Annotated in this window: 17 protein-coding genes and 1 tRNA gene; 13 read left to right on the forward strand and 5 right to left on the reverse strand. The window is 45.9% G+C overall.

Annotated elements, in window-relative coordinates:
- Positions 1-6: 6 nt before the first annotated feature.
- Positions 7-153, reverse strand: a complete 147-nt coding sequence (locus ACL9RM_RS06215) for a hypothetical protein (protein ID WP_023988033.1) — start codon at positions 151-153, stop codon at positions 7-9.
- Positions 154-371: 218 nt separating this feature from the next.
- Here ACL9RM_RS06215 and ACL9RM_RS06220 point away from each other — a divergent pair, with 218 nt between their 5' ends.
- From ACL9RM_RS06220 to ACL9RM_RS06230, 3 genes are read left to right on the forward strand one after another with little or no spacing between them, the layout of a single operon-like run.
- The gene (locus tag ACL9RM_RS06220) at positions 372-1,466 is read left to right on the forward strand and encodes a quinone-dependent dihydroorotate dehydrogenase (RefSeq protein WP_061828594.1); all 1,095 of its coding nucleotides are present in this window, start codon (positions 372-374) and stop codon (positions 1,464-1,466) included.
- A 34-nt stretch (positions 1,467-1,500) separates the two neighbouring features.
- Positions 1,501-2,313: a GTP pyrophosphokinase gene (locus ACL9RM_RS06225; RefSeq protein WP_023988035.1), complete on the forward strand. Its 813-nt coding sequence runs from the start codon at positions 1,501-1,503 to the stop codon at positions 2,311-2,313.
- Positions 2,314-2,883, forward strand: coding sequence for a DUF309 domain-containing protein (locus ACL9RM_RS06230; RefSeq protein WP_250268018.1), 570 nt, complete (start codon positions 2,314-2,316; stop codon positions 2,881-2,883). It begins immediately after the preceding gene.
- 83 nt (positions 2,884-2,966) lie between these two features.
- Here the strand turns inward: ACL9RM_RS06230 and ACL9RM_RS06235 are convergent, their stop codons facing one another.
- The gene (locus ACL9RM_RS06235) at positions 2,967-3,494 is read right to left on the reverse strand and encodes a thioredoxin family protein (protein ID WP_013309735.1); all 528 of its coding nucleotides are present in this window, start codon (positions 3,492-3,494) and stop codon (positions 2,967-2,969) included.
- Positions 3,495-3,657: 163 nt separating this feature from the next.
- Between ACL9RM_RS06235 and ACL9RM_RS06240 the strand changes: the two genes are divergently transcribed.
- Together ACL9RM_RS06240 and ACL9RM_RS06245 are read left to right on the forward strand one after the other, a co-directional pair.
- Positions 3,658-5,322, forward strand: a complete 1,665-nt coding sequence (locus tag ACL9RM_RS06240) for an RsmB/NOP family class I SAM-dependent RNA methyltransferase (protein WP_250268906.1) — start codon at positions 3,658-3,660, stop codon at positions 5,320-5,322.
- The gene (locus ACL9RM_RS06245) at positions 5,319-6,101 is read left to right on the forward strand and encodes a pseudouridine synthase (protein ID WP_250268019.1); all 783 of its coding nucleotides are present in this window, start codon (positions 5,319-5,321) and stop codon (positions 6,099-6,101) included. Before ACL9RM_RS06240 ends, ACL9RM_RS06245 begins: the two co-directional genes overlap by 4 nt.
- Before the next feature lie 124 nt (positions 6,102-6,225).
- Here ACL9RM_RS06245 and ACL9RM_RS06250 read toward each other — a convergent pair whose 3' ends face one another.
- Positions 6,226-7,407 (reverse strand): GGDEF domain-containing protein, encoded by a 1,182-nt coding sequence (locus ACL9RM_RS06250; RefSeq protein ID WP_235308039.1) that lies wholly within the window; start codon positions 7,405-7,407, stop codon positions 6,226-6,228.
- 207 nt (positions 7,408-7,614) lie between these two features.
- Between ACL9RM_RS06250 and ACL9RM_RS06255 the strand changes: the two genes are divergently transcribed.
- Positions 7,615-8,739 (forward strand): glycosyltransferase family 4 protein, encoded by a 1,125-nt coding sequence (locus ACL9RM_RS06255; RefSeq protein ID WP_235308040.1) that lies wholly within the window; start codon positions 7,615-7,617, stop codon positions 8,737-8,739.
- Here ACL9RM_RS06255 and ACL9RM_RS06260 read toward each other — a convergent pair.
- Positions 8,736-9,842 carry a membrane protein gene (locus ACL9RM_RS06260; protein ID WP_028542811.1) on the reverse strand — a complete coding sequence of 369 codons (1,107 nt, stop codon included), beginning with the start codon at positions 9,840-9,842 and terminating at the stop codon, positions 8,736-8,738. The genes ACL9RM_RS06255 and ACL9RM_RS06260 overlap by 4 nt on opposite strands.
- Before the next feature lie 140 nt (positions 9,843-9,982).
- Between ACL9RM_RS06260 and ACL9RM_RS06265 the strand changes: the two genes are divergently transcribed.
- The 5 genes from ACL9RM_RS06265 (at position 9,983) to ACL9RM_RS06285 (ending at position 12,502) form a co-directional block, all read left to right on the forward strand.
- Positions 9,983-10,588: a DedA family protein gene (locus tag ACL9RM_RS06265; protein ID WP_250268020.1), complete on the forward strand. Its 606-nt coding sequence runs from the start codon at positions 9,983-9,985 to the stop codon at positions 10,586-10,588.
- Positions 10,589-10,673: 85 nt separating this feature from the next.
- Positions 10,674-11,246 (forward strand): xanthine phosphoribosyltransferase, encoded by a 573-nt coding sequence (locus ACL9RM_RS06270; protein ID WP_013309742.1) that lies wholly within the window; start codon positions 10,674-10,676, stop codon positions 11,244-11,246.
- 101 nt (positions 11,247-11,347) lie between these two features.
- The gene (locus ACL9RM_RS06275; RefSeq protein WP_007429850.1) at positions 11,348-11,692 is read left to right on the forward strand and encodes a hypothetical protein; all 345 of its coding nucleotides are present in this window, start codon (positions 11,348-11,350) and stop codon (positions 11,690-11,692) included.
- A gap of 140 nt (positions 11,693-11,832) precedes the next feature.
- Complete coding sequence (locus tag ACL9RM_RS06280; protein WP_061828588.1) at positions 11,833-12,054, forward strand: hypothetical protein; 222 nt, start codon at positions 11,833-11,835, stop codon at positions 12,052-12,054.
- A gap of 118 nt (positions 12,055-12,172) precedes the next feature.
- Positions 12,173-12,502 carry a carboxymuconolactone decarboxylase family protein gene (locus ACL9RM_RS06285; RefSeq protein ID WP_013309744.1) on the forward strand — a complete coding sequence of 110 codons (330 nt, stop codon included), beginning with the start codon at positions 12,173-12,175 and terminating at the stop codon, positions 12,500-12,502.
- Positions 12,503-12,644: 142 nt separating this feature from the next.
- Here the strand turns inward: ACL9RM_RS06285 and ACL9RM_RS06290 are convergent, their stop codons facing one another.
- Positions 12,645-13,181 (reverse strand): hypothetical protein, encoded by a 537-nt coding sequence (locus ACL9RM_RS06290; protein WP_250268021.1) that lies wholly within the window; start codon positions 13,179-13,181, stop codon positions 12,645-12,647.
- 221 nt (positions 13,182-13,402) lie between these two features.
- Between ACL9RM_RS06290 and ACL9RM_RS06295 the strand changes: the two genes are divergently transcribed.
- Positions 13,403-13,487 (forward strand) — tRNA-Leu (locus tag ACL9RM_RS06295).
- Positions 13,488-13,766: 279 nt separating this feature from the next.
- Positions 13,767-14,279: a peptide-methionine (S)-S-oxide reductase MsrA gene (msrA, locus tag ACL9RM_RS06300; protein ID WP_250268022.1), complete on the forward strand. Its 513-nt coding sequence runs from the start codon at positions 13,767-13,769 to the stop codon at positions 14,277-14,279.
- Positions 14,280-14,332: the final 53 nt, after the last annotated feature.

Here is a 14,332-nt window from a genome sequence, read left to right on the forward strand (position 1 = left end):
TGGTGTTTAACGATTTCCTGCTTGTGCTAAAACAATGACCAGAATAATCACAATGATGAGGAGAACAAAGCTGACGGCGGTCCATACAATCGCTTTCTTGTTCACCTCATCCTTTTTCTTTTGCAGACTGGGCGGCTTGCGCTTGGTCTTCATATCAGCAATCCCTCTTTTCTAACGGGCTAAGGTCTTGTCTTACTATGTCCATTGTAAATGGTTTGATTATACATTTTCAATGACATCTCCATGACAACTGAATTGTTCTGGAGCTACACCTCGCAAATTACTTTCTTTTTGGTATGGAAAAAGCTAAACTATTTTGTAGAGATGTTTTTTTAGGATTGTGCAAGGGCATAGAACGGAGTGGATGAATCGTGTTGTATCGAAGGATTGCGAAACCTGTTTTTTTTAAAATGAGTCCAGAGACGGCCCATCATGTAGTCATTGACGGCTTAAAACATGCGGGCTCATTCCCTGGTGGAGCAGCGACACTGCGAGGGATGTACGGAGTCAAGGAAACGGAGGATCTTGCCGTTGATCTGTTTGGCATTCATTTTCCCAACCCGATTGGACTGGCTGCAGGACTGGATAAAAATGCAGAAGCGGTTACTGGTTTTTCTTCCATCGGGTTTGGATTTATGGAAGTGGGAACGGTGACACCTGTGGGACAGCCCGGCAATGATCGGCCCCGGTTGTTCCGACTGCCTCCCGATGAGGCGTTAGTCAATCGGATGGGCTTTAACAATCTGGGTGCTGAGAGCATGGCCAAACGTCTGGCTGCACTCAAACATCGACCTGTTCCGGTCGCAGTTAATATCGGCAAAAATAAAATCACGCCCAATGAGGATGCTCATAAGGACTATGAAAAGTGTATTTCCGCACTGTATCCGTATGCGGACTTCTTTGTAGTGAATATTAGCTCGCCGAATACGCCGGATTTACGAAAGCTCCAGCATGGTAATGAACTGAAGTCGCTATTGGAAGCGGTTCGGGCAGAAATGGGAGTTCAGGCGAAAAAGTATGGCAATGCCAAGTCTGTACTGGTTAAAATTGCGCCAGATGTATCGGATGAGGAATTGGAATATATGACAGATGCGATTGCTGCCAGTGGAGTAGACGGCATTATTGCGACCAATACAACAATATCCAGAGCTGGTCTGACGCACCGAAATGCGAGTGAAACAGGAGGGCTGAGTGGTAAGCCGCTGCGTGACCGTTCCACAGAGGTCATCGGACGGGTGTACCGCCAGACGGAAGGTAAGCTGCCTATTATCGGATCAGGCGGCATCTTCACGAGTCGTGATGCCTATGACAAAATTAAAGCAGGCGCAAGCCTGATTGAAATTTATACAGCATTGATCTACGAAGGGCCGGAAGTAAATAGGGCTATACATGCTGGCCTGCGTGAGCTGCTTCGAAAGGACGGCTTTAGACACATTACCGAGGCTGTTGGTGCAGATCACAGATAAAAAAGTGTTGTCGGAAGAGACAGGAGGTACGGGGATGGACGGAAGAGACTGGGGAACATTTTTACTGCCATACGATCAGGCGGTGGAAGAGCTTAAGGTCAAGTTCAAAACAATGCGTGCGGAGCTGAAAAAGCGCGAGGAATACGCTCCTATCGAATTCGTAACCGGACGGGTTAAAAAAATATCAAGCATCCTCGATAAGGCAAAGAGATTACAGGTTCCTTCTGATCAGCTGGAGACGGGAATCGAGGATATTGCAGGCATTCGCATTATGTGTCAATTTGTAGAGGATATTCGGCGGGTGGCCGAATATATCAGAAGACGTAAGGATTTGACCGTACTGTATGAAAAGGACTATATCACCAATTATAAAGACAGCGGCTATCGCAGCTTTCATATGATTGTGGAGTATCCGGTTCAAACAGCAGTGGGGCTGAAGATTGTGCTGGCAGAAATTCAAATCCGTACTTTGGCTATGAATTTTTGGGCAACCATAGAGCATTCTCTTAGCTATAAGTATCGTGAAAGCTTGCCTGATAATATGCGCACACGATTGAAAAAGGCAGCTGAGGCAGCCTTTGTATTGGATAATGAGATGTCTTCTATGCGTCTTGAAATATTGGAAGCGCAGAAAAAGTTCGAGGATGAAGCCAATATCGTTTCTAAAGTGCTAACAGGTATGCACCGGCTGTATTTCTACCATAAGATCAGTGAAACGATTGATGCGCAGCGCAGATTTAATGAACTGTGGGAACGGCACGACATGGAAGGAATCAAGCTGCTTCACGATGAGGTCAAAGAGATGCTAGAAGCCTCTACCAAGGAAGAAGACAGGGATGAGTATTAAATGGAAAACCTTTCCTACGAACCGCTGTACGTGACTTATTTGGTATACTTCAATCGGGATCGGGATTACTTTGAATGTCATGAGGTACTGGAAGAGCTGTGGCTTAAGCTGGACCGTGACCCTGTATATAAAGGCTTGCTGCAAGTTGCTGTAGGACTGTATCATTTCCGGAATGGTAACTATCGTGGTGGACATATGATGCTGAATAGTGCGGTCCACAGGCTGGAGCATGCTCCTTCGCAGGCGCTGGGCATTAATATGGCGAAGCTGGTGGACGAGGCGCGCGTTTGCGCCCGTCAGCTTGCTGAAGCAGTTATGACCGGTACGGAAGAGCTTCAGCACCAACCGCCGGTTTATCGGGATTTGACGATAGAAATCGTCGAGCCCGGGCTGCGCCGGGCCGTGGAGAAGGCATCGTCGTCCATTCCAGTCAACATCCCGCAGCAGCGAGGTCCTCGGCGTGGGGAAAAGCATGAGCAGCGTCAGCAGGCGCTGGCAGCTTCAATTAGGCGAAGACAGGCAACTGGAGGCTCAGGCTCTGTCTCGGCGGAAACGAAGGATGCGCCTTGAGTTTGAAGCGCATGATAAGCAAGCAGCCCGATCCGTTTATAAGGATCGGGCTGCTTTATCGTTTCAGGTGTGTGAACGTTTGACTAGGAGGTTACGTTCTTTTTATATTTCTCAAAGAAGGCTTTGAAATCGTCGAGTGTGTACCCATTGTCCGAAGGACTTTCCTTCAACCCGCCTACCATACGTTCCTTTTCCACGCCTTTTTCGTAATAAATGAGCGTAGGGGTATACTCAATCTTATACTTGTCCCAGCCATCCTCATACTCACGCAGATTAAATTCGTGCATCGTAATGTTCTCCTGCTTGCTCAAAGGCAAGAGCTTAGGGGTAGTGGCGCGGCAATGCACACAGTCGGACGCGAAATGATAGACGAAGAAGTTTTCCTTTTTGTCAATTTTACTCTGTAGATCTTCCGGCTTAATAATTTGCTGATAGTTCGGGTCATTTAGCAGCTCTTGAGTAGCAGGATTTAACGAGGCTGTGGAAACGCCATACAGCTTGTTTTTAGTGCCTGAATTTAAAGCGAGCAGTACTCCAAGCAAAATGACCAGCACAACAAAAAAGCCGATGACAGGTATAAGCTTTTTTTTGTTGGATTTTTGTGCGTTCAATGCAATCTCTCCTATCAAAATTCAAAATATGTAGCTATGAATCTCATTATTATACAACATTACAGATTGTAGTGAAAGTTTGTAAATCACACCGATATTGCAGGATAACAGGTTGAATATGGTACAATAAAATTTATTTTAAAAGGACAGGATGATTACGATTATGGGTGTACAGCTCCCCACAGCATTTGTAAAGCGCATGGAGCAACTGCTCGGCGACGAATTTGAAGCATTTATGACCGCCTATGACCACACGCCCCATGCCGGGATTCGCGTCAATACGTTAAAAATTCCGGTGGAGGACTTTAAGGAACGTTCTCCGTTCGAACTGCGGCCGATTCCATGGTGTGCCACGGGTTTTTACATTCCTCACGGTACGAAGCCGGGGTTACATCCTTACTACCATGCGGGACTGTACTATATACAGGAACCGAGTGCAATGTCTCCGGTTGAACTGCTCAATGTAGCTCAAGATGAAGCTGTATTGGACTTGTGCGCCGCACCGGGCGGGAAATCGACCCAAATAGCTGCCAAACTACAAGGAAGCGGCGTATTGGTGACCAATGATATTAGCGCGGACCGAACCAAAGCGTTGGCTAAAAATGTGGAATTGTACGGTGTGCGTAATGCCGTGGTACTGAATGAAAGCCCGGATCGAATCGCCGATGCCTTTCCTCATTTTTTTGACAAGATACTAATTGACGCACCTTGCTCGGGAGAAGGTATGTTCCGCAAAGATGAGGATATGGCAAAACAATGGGAAACGCATTCGGTGGATAAATGTGTAGTCATGCAACGGGACATTTTGCGTGTAGCGGCCTCGATGCTGAGCACAGGAGGGAGAATTGTCTATTCGACTTGCACCTTTGCGCCAGAAGAAAATGAAGGAATGATCGCAGAATTTCTGGAGGCTCATCCCGATTTTGACGTAGTCCCTGTTCCATCGGAAGCAGGTTTTGCACCAGGCCACCCGGAATGGATGAGTGAAGAGGTCTCGGCATCACACCCCGAACTGCGGGGAACAGCACGCCTTTGGCCGCATCTCGTAGAGGGTGAAGGCCATTTTATCGCTGTGTTGCAACACCAAGGTGGTCGTGTCACTGGGACTGAAGATCACACTGAATCCGGGGATTTGACTCCATTTGAGGGCAAGAATGACAGGGCATTGAACATAGATGCAGCGTATCCACGGAAGAAGCAGTTTTTGTCCGTCAAGGAAGCACTGACGCCAAGCGGTCAAGGAAGACATGCGACTGGTGAGCCTAAACGAAGTGGAAAAGGAATGGACGGGAAGTCCGGTAAAGGAAAGTCCGCGCGCGGCTTGGGTGGCAATAAGTCTCGTTCTGGCAAAGAGAATGTAAAATCCGCTGCACGCTCCCCACAAGATGTGCTGGAGTCCTATCACCAATTTGTGAAGGATCAGCTGGAGGTGTCCTTTACAGGCTATACGGTGGTCTATGGAGATCGTATTTATCAGTCGCCATTGGCATCACATCGTTTGGACGGCCTTAAGGTGGTGCGACCAGGCTGGTTTATGGGTACCGACAAGAATGGTCGCTTTGTGCCCTCACACCCGCTGGCGGTGGCATTACGCCCTTCAGAGGCGGCTAGAAGCATTAATCTCTCCAGTTCAGATGCTGAGGCCATCCGGTATTTAAAAGGGGAGACCTTGTCCATCCCCGTTGAGAGAATGGCACTGCGGAACGAAGTCCAGCCCAAAGGCTATACTCTCGTGTGCATTGATGGTTATTCGGCTGGGTGGGGCAAATGGCAGGACGGCATGCTCAAAAATGAATACCCTACAGGTTGGAGGTGGACATCGGTATGAGTGGAAAAGGGAGACAAACGCAACGTTTGGATAAAGTTTTGACCCATATGGGATATGGCTCCCGTAGTGATATCAAGCGACAGGTGAAGCAAGGGATGATCACGGTAAACGGGAGGATCACCAAGGATAGCGGCTTACAGGTTCATCCATACCAGGATCAGATTGAAGTGAACGGGGAAAGTGTTGTTTTTCGGGAGTATATTTACATCATGCTGCACAAGCCACCGGGCGTTATATCTGCAACCGAAGATACAAGGGAGCGGACGGTGCTGGATTTGCTGAGCGCGGAGGAACGACACTTTGAGCCTTTTCCAGTTGGACGCTTAGACAAAGATACAGAAGGGCTATTGTTGTTGACCAACGATGGTAAGCTAGCGCACGAACTACTTTCTCCACGGCGGCATGTCCCTAAAACATATGAGGCTGCCGTATTGGGTCATGTCACGGAGGAGGATATTCATCAATTTACAGCAGGAGTGGAACTGGATGATGGGTATGTTACCCTTCCTGCACAGTTGACCATTCTTCGCCATGAACATCCGCACCAGGCAGATGGAGAATTCATTTCCTATATTTCGCTTGTAATCCATGAGGGGAAGTTTCATCAAGTGAAGCGTATGTTCGAAGCGGTTGGTAAAAAGGTGACCTATTTAAAAAGAATAGCTATGGGGCCATTAAAGCTGGATGAACAGCTTCCACTGGGCAGCTATCGAGAGCTGACTAGTGAAGAACTGGCATGGATCGGCCGGGATATAGCATCTGCAACGTCAGAAGTTTGATGAGCAGATTAAATATAAATGACGCACAGGCTCTTATGAGATTCCTGTGCGTCATTTTATGATATAGACAACCAGCAGAGAATTATTCAAACTCAACGTTCAACACTGAATCGCAGTTTACGAATTATTGTGCGCGTGCTGCCCGACTCTTTTTCACTTCGGCTGCTGTATAAGCTGTAACCTTGTTTTTACCTGTCGTTTTGGATATGTACATCGCTTGATCGGCCTGCTTGACCAGTTCATCCGGGTTCATTTCCTTCTTCACTGTACTGTGTCCGACACTGATGGTGACAATGCTTTCTTCCGCGACCCGCTGGCGGATACGTTCTGCGACATGTCCAACCTTGGCACGTCGATCCACAACCATTGCGACCAGTTCCTCGCCACCGTATCGCCCGGTCAGTCCGATTTCATCCAGTTCATCCTCCATAATCTGTGCCACCTGTTTGAGTACTTCATCCGCACGAGCATGGCCCTGCGTATCATTCAACTTTTTGAAATTGTCAATATCGCAAAAAATGACCGACACGCGGATTCCTTGATCCATATATCGCCGTAGTCGTCCCGAAAAATATTTACGGTTATATAGCCCAGTCAGGCCATCGGTGATGGAAGAACGGTAAATCCTTTGGAGCAGTTCCACAATCCGTTCAAACAGGATGAGGAATAACGTAGTGTAGTACAGCAATGGTAAAAATGACATATATAGGACTGTGTTTGATCTTCCAGCTTCTTCAGGGATGTCATTTCGCAGCCACAAATAGCCAAGCCAGAGCAAATACATGAATAAGCCCGCTACATACTTCTTTGGCTGTCCGATTCGTGGGGTGATGAACACAAGGCTCAGTATAAGTACCAGTACTCGATAAAACAGAGTGAACCCAACCAGTTTCGCTGCGCTGATCCAAGCGGGCAACAAACCTGCAGTCCAGGCAATAACCGGCAATATCAATAACGCACCCAGCAGCAGCAAGGTCCATGTCTGCAAGCGTTTCAGCTTCCGGTAGAGTTGAAATACGGCGGCATTGATGAGCACGAAGGCAGACGCCTCCAGCACATTTTTCCACACGATTCCTTGGAGTTGCATCTTGCCTCCACCTGCTGAATAGAGATTCATGGCTTCATATGTCATAATAATAATAGCGGCAACCGAAAAAAGGATATAGGCTTTTTTTCGTTGTCTGCTATATATGATCACGCACATCAGTGCCATCATGAGTATAATATACAAACCGCAGGCTGCACTTACAGCCCCGGCCAGAGATGGGAAACCCAAGGTTCCCGATAAGGACAACAACGTCAACATCACCGACTCCATTTGCCAAAATAGTCAATCTATTGAACGGTTGATATCGTTCCGATACAATAGACAGGATTTATCCTATTTAAAATGTTATAATTTTCTTTTGTGACTAACATTTATTCTCAATATATCATCTTTCAGAAAATCCGGAAACCTATACATACAATCTGTGATCCGGGCAGTTTAATTGCTTGAAAGGGGAAGCACGTCATGAAATTGCTACAGGCTCTCTTTTTCCCACCCGAGCAACCGGGAGGCGTTTCATCCATGATTCCATATCTGCAAGAGCGATTTACATCCCCCCGTTGGGAAATGGAGCTATTTTCAATCCCTAAACGGATTCGTAACAAGGGTAGGGACGAAGTAACTTTTGATACCTTTGACTGGACGAGATATGAACAATATCCAATCGTTCAAAAATATATTCAGACGTACCGTGACTATTTGTGGTGGACCCGGCTTCGTATTCAGAAGCCCTATGACCTCATTCATGCCCATCATCCGATTGCGGGAATCGCCATGAAAACTGTTTTTCCTGACATTCCGCTCGTACAGACGATTCACTCTTCCTATGAGAAGGAGTTAATTCTAAACGGGAAAATAGAGGAGAACGGGCCTGAACACCAATTCTTGGTGTCACTGTATGGGGAAATGGAGCAGAAGGCGGATCGCCTGATAGCGGTATCTCATTCTTTTCAGCATTACTTAACTCCTTACGTTCAGAATCCGCAAGACATCGCAGTCATTCCGAATGGATATGATGAGAAGCGCTTCAAACCCATTCCGCACGAAAATGAAGTGACACAGCTCATAACCGTTTGTCGCCTTGTTCCGGCGAAAGGACTGGATATTTTATTGCGGGCCTGTGCTGAACTTAAAAAAAGAAACCTGGATTTTGTGCTTCATATTATTGGAGACGGCCCGGTTCGCCCTGAGCTGGAAGAGATGGCGCGACAGCTCGATATATACCATGAGACGATTTTTTATGGATATACCCTTCATCCAGAAGAGTTTATGCCTTTCTTTGATGTATTTGTCTTGCCTTCTCGGGCGGAGGCCTTTGGTTCGGTATTTGCGGAAGCAGCGTTAAGTTGTCTGGCATTGGTAGGTACAGAAGTGGGAGGAATACCGGAGCAGATTGAAGATGGGGTAAATGGTCTGCTCGTGCCACCCGACAATCCGAGGGCACTGGCAGACGCATTAGAAAAGGTCATTGCTGACCCTGCCTATCGTTATGAGCTGGCTAGATCTGCCTGCGATAAAGCTAAATCAAGCTATTCTTTAAGTCGGGCGGTTAACGAGTTGAAGAAAATGTATTTGAAATTCCCACATTAACCATGACGAGTACCACCTGGTTTGGAATCGGAATGCCGAAAGCTGGAGCGAGGACGTGAGGAACGGAAAGGTCTCCTGCGTCCTGCTATGATCAGTTTGCTAACCCACATCAGACTGAGCATTCCGAAAATAGGATAAAGGACAGATAACAGTGAACTGAAGCCGAACTGACTGATTAAAAAACAGGTGAGCATAATGAATAGTGTGATGAGCTTGGGCGAAATTTGGACATGCTGACGAATTTGCAGACTGACTCCATAAATGTCGGCTACAAAGGTACTGAAGATTTCCATGAAAATGAGTAGAATGTATATGATTTCGACAAAGGCACCCAGACGGTAAGCAATGCTTCCCATAGGGATTTCAAATTGCTGAATACCCGGCATATGTGCTGACATGGCAAAGTGTGCAGCCATCAGCATAAACCCGACACCAACTCCGCCCAAAACTCCGCCCCAGCGGATGGTTCTTCGGGAAAAGGTTTGACTGCCAAGTGGTACAAGTACGGCTTGGGCCATAGTTAGGTTGAAGGACGTGTACAGCAGTGGAGAGAGCAAGGTTCGAAATGTACTGTGATCTGTCGTATTCGTAATAAAACTCTGAGGATTGGGCATGGAGAGCGTGCTGTGAACGAGCAGAAGAGACATGATGATCATCAGAGGGACAACCACGGTGTTCATGTGCAAGATGGCCTTAATGCCTTTACTTAGCAGCAAATAAGTACCAATCAGTGTAATAAGCAGTCCGGTTTGGTAATGCAGGTGAAGGTGCTCTACAAAAACAGAGCCGGCTCCTGCCAGCATGACGCTGTTTACGCCAATCAACACGATGAGTGTGAACCAGCTAATCCATTTCCCGGCATTGGCACCAAAAAGATGTTTGTTCAGGTCCTCGTAGGATTTGGCTGAAATATCATGAGCGATCAGCATCATTTTCGTACCCAACCATACAAATATGATTGTGGATAGCATAATAGTGAGTGTAGCCCAACGACCATACTGCGTAAAAAATTGCAGAATTTCTTGTCCGGTAGCAAATCCGGCACCGACGATTGTACCGATGTATGTAAAAGCAATTTGAAAAACATGAATATTACGTTTCATCCCCAGTCCCTCCTTGCCTGCTTGAATAACGCTGCAGCGAGCATATAATACAAACTATGTTCAACTGAAATAGGACATGACTGGATGAGACTGAAAATAATTAAAGTGAATTAATGAATAGCTTGACGGGAGCGTAATTTATGGGTCAAATCCTTGCATGGATACTTGAATACGGATATTTGGCAATGTTCGGCTTGCTTGCACTTGGAGTAGCGGGTATGCCGATACCCGACGAAGTGCTAATGATCGCCTTCGGCGGGCTCGTGTCTCAAGGGCACTACAACTTCATTGCTGCACTGGCAGTCACATTTTTCGGTAGTATGACGGGTATGATGCTTAGCTACACATTGGGGCGTCTGTTGGGCAAACCACTTTTGCATCGATACGGAAAATGGGTGAGGCTTACGCCTTCTAGGATTGCCTCTTCTGAAAATTGGTTTGGGCGCTATGGTACCTGGGGAATCCTGTTCGGATATTTTGTCCCCGGCTTGAGACATGTATCCTCATATCTGGCAGGTACAACCCGTCTAGGCATTTTTCGCTATATCAGTTATGCATCAGCAGGAGCTTTGCTGTGGTGCGGTACATTTTTGGGGATTGGACATGCGGTGGGCATGCATTGGGAGCAGGTGGCGAAGCTAATGGAGAAGGTGACGCATCAGGTAGGGCTGGTCGTTATTCTTTTAATCGTTGCGGGAGGAATCACCGCATGGTTCTGGAACAAGCGTAAAAAAAATGTCACATGACCGCATGGGAAAGCAGCTATAGCTTGAAAGCGGCGGGTGAAGTATGGTACTTTTACCGCATAGGATTGCCGTGGGAGGTCATGTAATGGAAGTATTAAAGAAACGAATTTTAAATGAAGGCGTGATTGCATCAGATCAGGTGCTGAAGCTGGATGGTTTGCTTAATCATCAGGTTGATCCAGAACTGACAATGGCAATGGGACGAGAGTTCGCAGCACGTTTCCGAGAAGAGAAGATTACCAGAGTAGTGACTGTGGAGTCCTCAGGCATTGCCATCGGGTTTGCGACAGCATTGGAATTGGGTGTACCGTTGGTATTTGCTCGTCGTAAAAAGACCCTATTAGCTGATCCAGACGCGCTGTGTGAACGCGTACCTTCGTTTACAAAAGGTATTGTTACGGATATTATGCTGTCTCGTCAATTTATTCACGAAGATGACCGTGTTCTGTTCATTGATGATATTATTGCTAATGGTGATGCGGCGCGAGGTATGGTTAAAATCATTCAACGCTCTGGAGCGGAGTTGGTTGGATTTGGTGTCGCGGTGGAAAAAAGCTTTCAGGCCGGAGCGAGAACCATCCGTGAGCAGGGTATTCGTGTAGAGTCATTGGTCAAAATTTCGTCGTTAGCTGACGGCAAGATTGAGTTTGCTGAATAGTAACAATTCAAAACTCCTGATCCTTATTTCTAATAATAACCTTTGCATGAGCTTCAATTTCGCTTATAATATAGATAAGGTTTTGGAGAGGAGGCAGCAACATGGGGAAAGAACAATTGACCGAACAGTTTTTTCTGGAAAAACTGGCAGCGGCTAAAGTACACTTTGAGCGTGCCTTGGATTGTAAGCATACGGAATTCGACGATTTGTATCCCTATATGATTGAACATCCTCAGTTTTTTTGGTATAAACGCTATGTGGCCTGGTCTGAGTTGTTGACGTTGGTTAACCTATGCGAAGAATTGTCCTTCTCTTGGAAAGAAGAATTTACTGCTCACCAAGTGGAGTATGTAGATCAGCGAGTGTTGTCTGCACAAGTGCTGGACTTCTGGTATGAGAAGAACGATACAAAAGAACATGATCACAGTGTGAATCAGTCGGGATAATTTGTCGCTCTGTTGGCAATCCATATAAGTAGTAAGAGAGAAGAGACCTAAATGATTCGTTTAGGTCTCTTTTTAAACTTTTTTCATGTATATAGAACCATGATCGTTATGTTAAAAAAGTGAATAAGGAGGGGACAAGGATGATTATGGACGAAGAATTGGATGCTTATCGACTCTCCGGTGAAAAGGTGCGTGTCGTACGCGATGGATTGGAGTCCAACGATGTTGTGGGCATTGTACTGGCATGGGATGAGGAACAGGTGCTTATTCGTCGCCAGAATCGACGTGTGGTCAAATTGGATCGCAGCTATACATACCAGTCATTCAGCGAGCCGCGTCACAATCCGATAGATCTGGATTAGGAATGGGTTCTCAAATGGGTGTTGGATAAAAATAACTGGGTGATTCATTAGGCATACAGAAACTCTAAATCGGACACAGTAATGAAGGAAAATCCAACAGAGAGGACGTGCTGTGTCAATGACGGTTATGGACGAAAAAGTACATGCATACAAGGATCAAATCAGTCATTTGGAAGATCAGTTGCCCGAGGTAGTTCATGCATATCATCGCTTTACCGGAGAGTGCTTTCAAGCCGGCAGCCTAGATGAGAAAACCAAGCAACTGATTGCGCTAGGCATTGGCTTATTTGCCAACAATGAAGTATGCACGTTTTATCACGTGGACGAGGCGCGGTCCAAAGGAGCCAGTGATCAGGAAATTATGGAGACCATTGCTGTAGCCGCAGCAGTAGGTGGAGGACATGCTCTAAGCCAAGGGGTAACGCGTGTACAGAAGGCGTTGCAATAAGGCGAATCATTAATTGATGAGCTTATACTTCGTTATAGCGGTTATAGATCGATTTGGATATATGATGAATATGGAAAGGAGCTTCCGCGCACAGTTGGTGTCTGCGGAAGCTTTTTTCTTTTGCGTATTGGTTGTGCGGGGATTATGCTCTTCTGCTTGCGGCAAAAGCAGCAGGGCGAGACGTTTTACGCTTATAAGCCAAAGAGGATGTAACCAAACTTTGTTCAACGATGCGTAGAGGTTTGGATGTTGAATTGTTTGGTAATTCGGGGCGATGTTTCTCTAGTAAAGGAAGGGCAGCTGTATGGGGCATAGAGGTTGAGAGCCCGAGATATGCTCGCATCCGCTCATACATTTCTTTGCGGAATGCTGGCATTGCCATACTGAACTGCTCTTTATTGCCTTTACTTATATAGGTGGCGTGAACGCCGGAGTGGTTTTGTTGTATGTCCAGAACTTGAATGTGATATTTATTAAATTCATGTTTTATTTCAGACAGCAGGATCCCGGTACGATCTACACCTGCGTTAACCATTTCGACATAAAGATCAGGGGTTTTCAGCATACCGCTTTCTTCAAGAATTAGGCTGTCCCGCTCAAATACTTTTTGAATAAAGGTAAGGAGCAGATAACTTTTCACAAGAGACCATTCATGCTGAGTAGTATCTAAAGAGATCATTACCATTCACCGCCTTAGGAAAATGTGATGATAATTCATAACCGAATGAAAAAAAGAACCTTCGCTCCCGAGAACTTATGTTCTTATTTTAGTTTATTATTCCTTTTTTATCAAGAGGAAATTAACGAACATAAAAGGTTTGACATCTTGATATGAGCATGGTATGATCTATCTTGTCGCTAAGAAGGATTGATCTTTCGAGGATAAACGACAACTTATATGCGGTCGTGGCGGAATTGGCAGACGCGCACGGTTCAGGTCCGTGTGGGCTAACCCCCCGTGGAGGTTCGAGTCCTCTCGACCGCATCTATTAGAAAAGGTCTATAAAATTGCTCTCGTAGCAGTTTTAGAGGCCTTTTTCTTATATTTCCGGGGATTTGCTCATAGTTTAAGCTGAACACGTTTCTTGTCTTCCCGCAAACTATGGATTTCCATAAAGGATTCTGACAAATTACTTGATTTCTTTTAGGTGGAATTTTTGCGAATTCCTCAAGTTCATAAACAATTCTTTTATAAGGTTATCTTTTAAGATATGATAGAAAATAACGCACTTTATGATGAAGTTATTGAAAGGTTGGATGTAAGATGGAGAAAGCGACTTTTGCAGGTGGATGCTTCTGGTGTATGGTGACTCCGTTTGAAGAACAGCCGGGCATTCATGGCATTATGTCAGGATACACTGGAGGAACGATTGCCGATCCGACCTACGAGCAGGTTAAAACAGGAACTACAGGTCACTACGAGGTGGTGCAGATTACTTTTGAACCTGAGCTGTTTCCTTATGAAAAGCTGCTCGAATTATATTGGCCGCAAACAGATCCTACCGACGGGGAAGGTCAATTTCAGGACCGGGGTACACAGTATAAACCCGCAATTTTTTATCATACAGAGCAGCAACGTGAGCTTGCACAACAGTCCAAGGAGCAGTTGGCACAAAGTGGACGCTTTGATAAGCCAATTGTAACGGAGATTCTTCCTGCTTCGATTTTTTATCCTGCAGAGGATTATCATCAGGATTACCACAAGAAAAACGTGAAGCACTATAAGGAAGATCGGGCCCAATCAGGTCGTGATGAATTTATTGATAAGAACTGGTAAGCGGCTTTAACATACGTTTCTACGCACGATAAGGCAGATCAGGATTATTCCAT

This window comes from Paenibacillus sp. S29, assembly GCF_049319765.1.
Classification (GTDB): domain Bacteria; phylum Bacillota; class Bacilli; order Paenibacillales; family Paenibacillaceae; genus Paenibacillus; species Paenibacillus polymyxa_B.

Bases quoted from the DNA above. Each gene is read 5' to 3' on its own strand.
- msrA (WP_250268022.1), top strand. From the start codon at position 13,767: ATGGAGAAAGCGACTTTTGCAGGTGGATGCTTCTGGTGTATGGTGACT.
- ACL9RM_RS06270 (WP_013309742.1), top strand. From the start codon at position 10,674: ATGGAAGTATTAAAGAAACGAATTTTAAATGAAGGCGTGATTGCATCA.
- ACL9RM_RS06230 (WP_250268018.1), top strand. From the start codon at position 2,314: ATGGAAAACCTTTCCTACGAACCGCTGTACGTGACTTATTTGGTATAC.
- ACL9RM_RS06240 (WP_250268906.1), top strand. From the start codon at position 3,658: ATGGGTGTACAGCTCCCCACAGCATTTGTAAAGCGCATGGAGCAACTG.
- ACL9RM_RS06275 (WP_007429850.1), top strand. From the start codon at position 11,348: ATGGGGAAAGAACAATTGACCGAACAGTTTTTTCTGGAAAAACTGGCA.
- ACL9RM_RS06280 (WP_061828588.1), top strand. From the start codon at position 11,833: ATGATTATGGACGAAGAATTGGATGCTTATCGACTCTCCGGTGAAAAG.
- ACL9RM_RS06255 (WP_235308040.1), top strand. From the start codon at position 7,615: ATGAAATTGCTACAGGCTCTCTTTTTCCCACCCGAGCAACCGGGAGGC.
- ACL9RM_RS06290 (WP_250268021.1), bottom strand. From the start codon at position 13,181: ATGATCTCTTTAGATACTACTCAGCATGAATGGTCTCTTGTGAAAAGT.
- ACL9RM_RS06250 (WP_235308039.1), bottom strand. From the start codon at position 7,407: ATGTTGACGTTGTTGTCCTTATCGGGAACCTTGGGTTTCCCATCTCTG.
- ACL9RM_RS06245 (WP_250268019.1), top strand. From the start codon at position 5,319: ATGAGTGGAAAAGGGAGACAAACGCAACGTTTGGATAAAGTTTTGACC.
- ACL9RM_RS06285 (WP_013309744.1), top strand. From the start codon at position 12,173: ATGACGGTTATGGACGAAAAAGTACATGCATACAAGGATCAAATCAGT.
- ACL9RM_RS06225 (WP_023988035.1), top strand. From the start codon at position 1,501: ATGGACGGAAGAGACTGGGGAACATTTTTACTGCCATACGATCAGGCG.
- ACL9RM_RS06265 (WP_250268020.1), top strand. From the start codon at position 9,983: ATGGGTCAAATCCTTGCATGGATACTTGAATACGGATATTTGGCAATG.
- ACL9RM_RS06260 (WP_028542811.1), bottom strand. From the start codon at position 9,842: ATGAAACGTAATATTCATGTTTTTCAAATTGCTTTTACATACATCGGT.
- ACL9RM_RS06215 (WP_023988033.1), bottom strand. From the start codon at position 153: ATGAAGACCAAGCGCAAGCCGCCCAGTCTGCAAAAGAAAAAGGATGAG.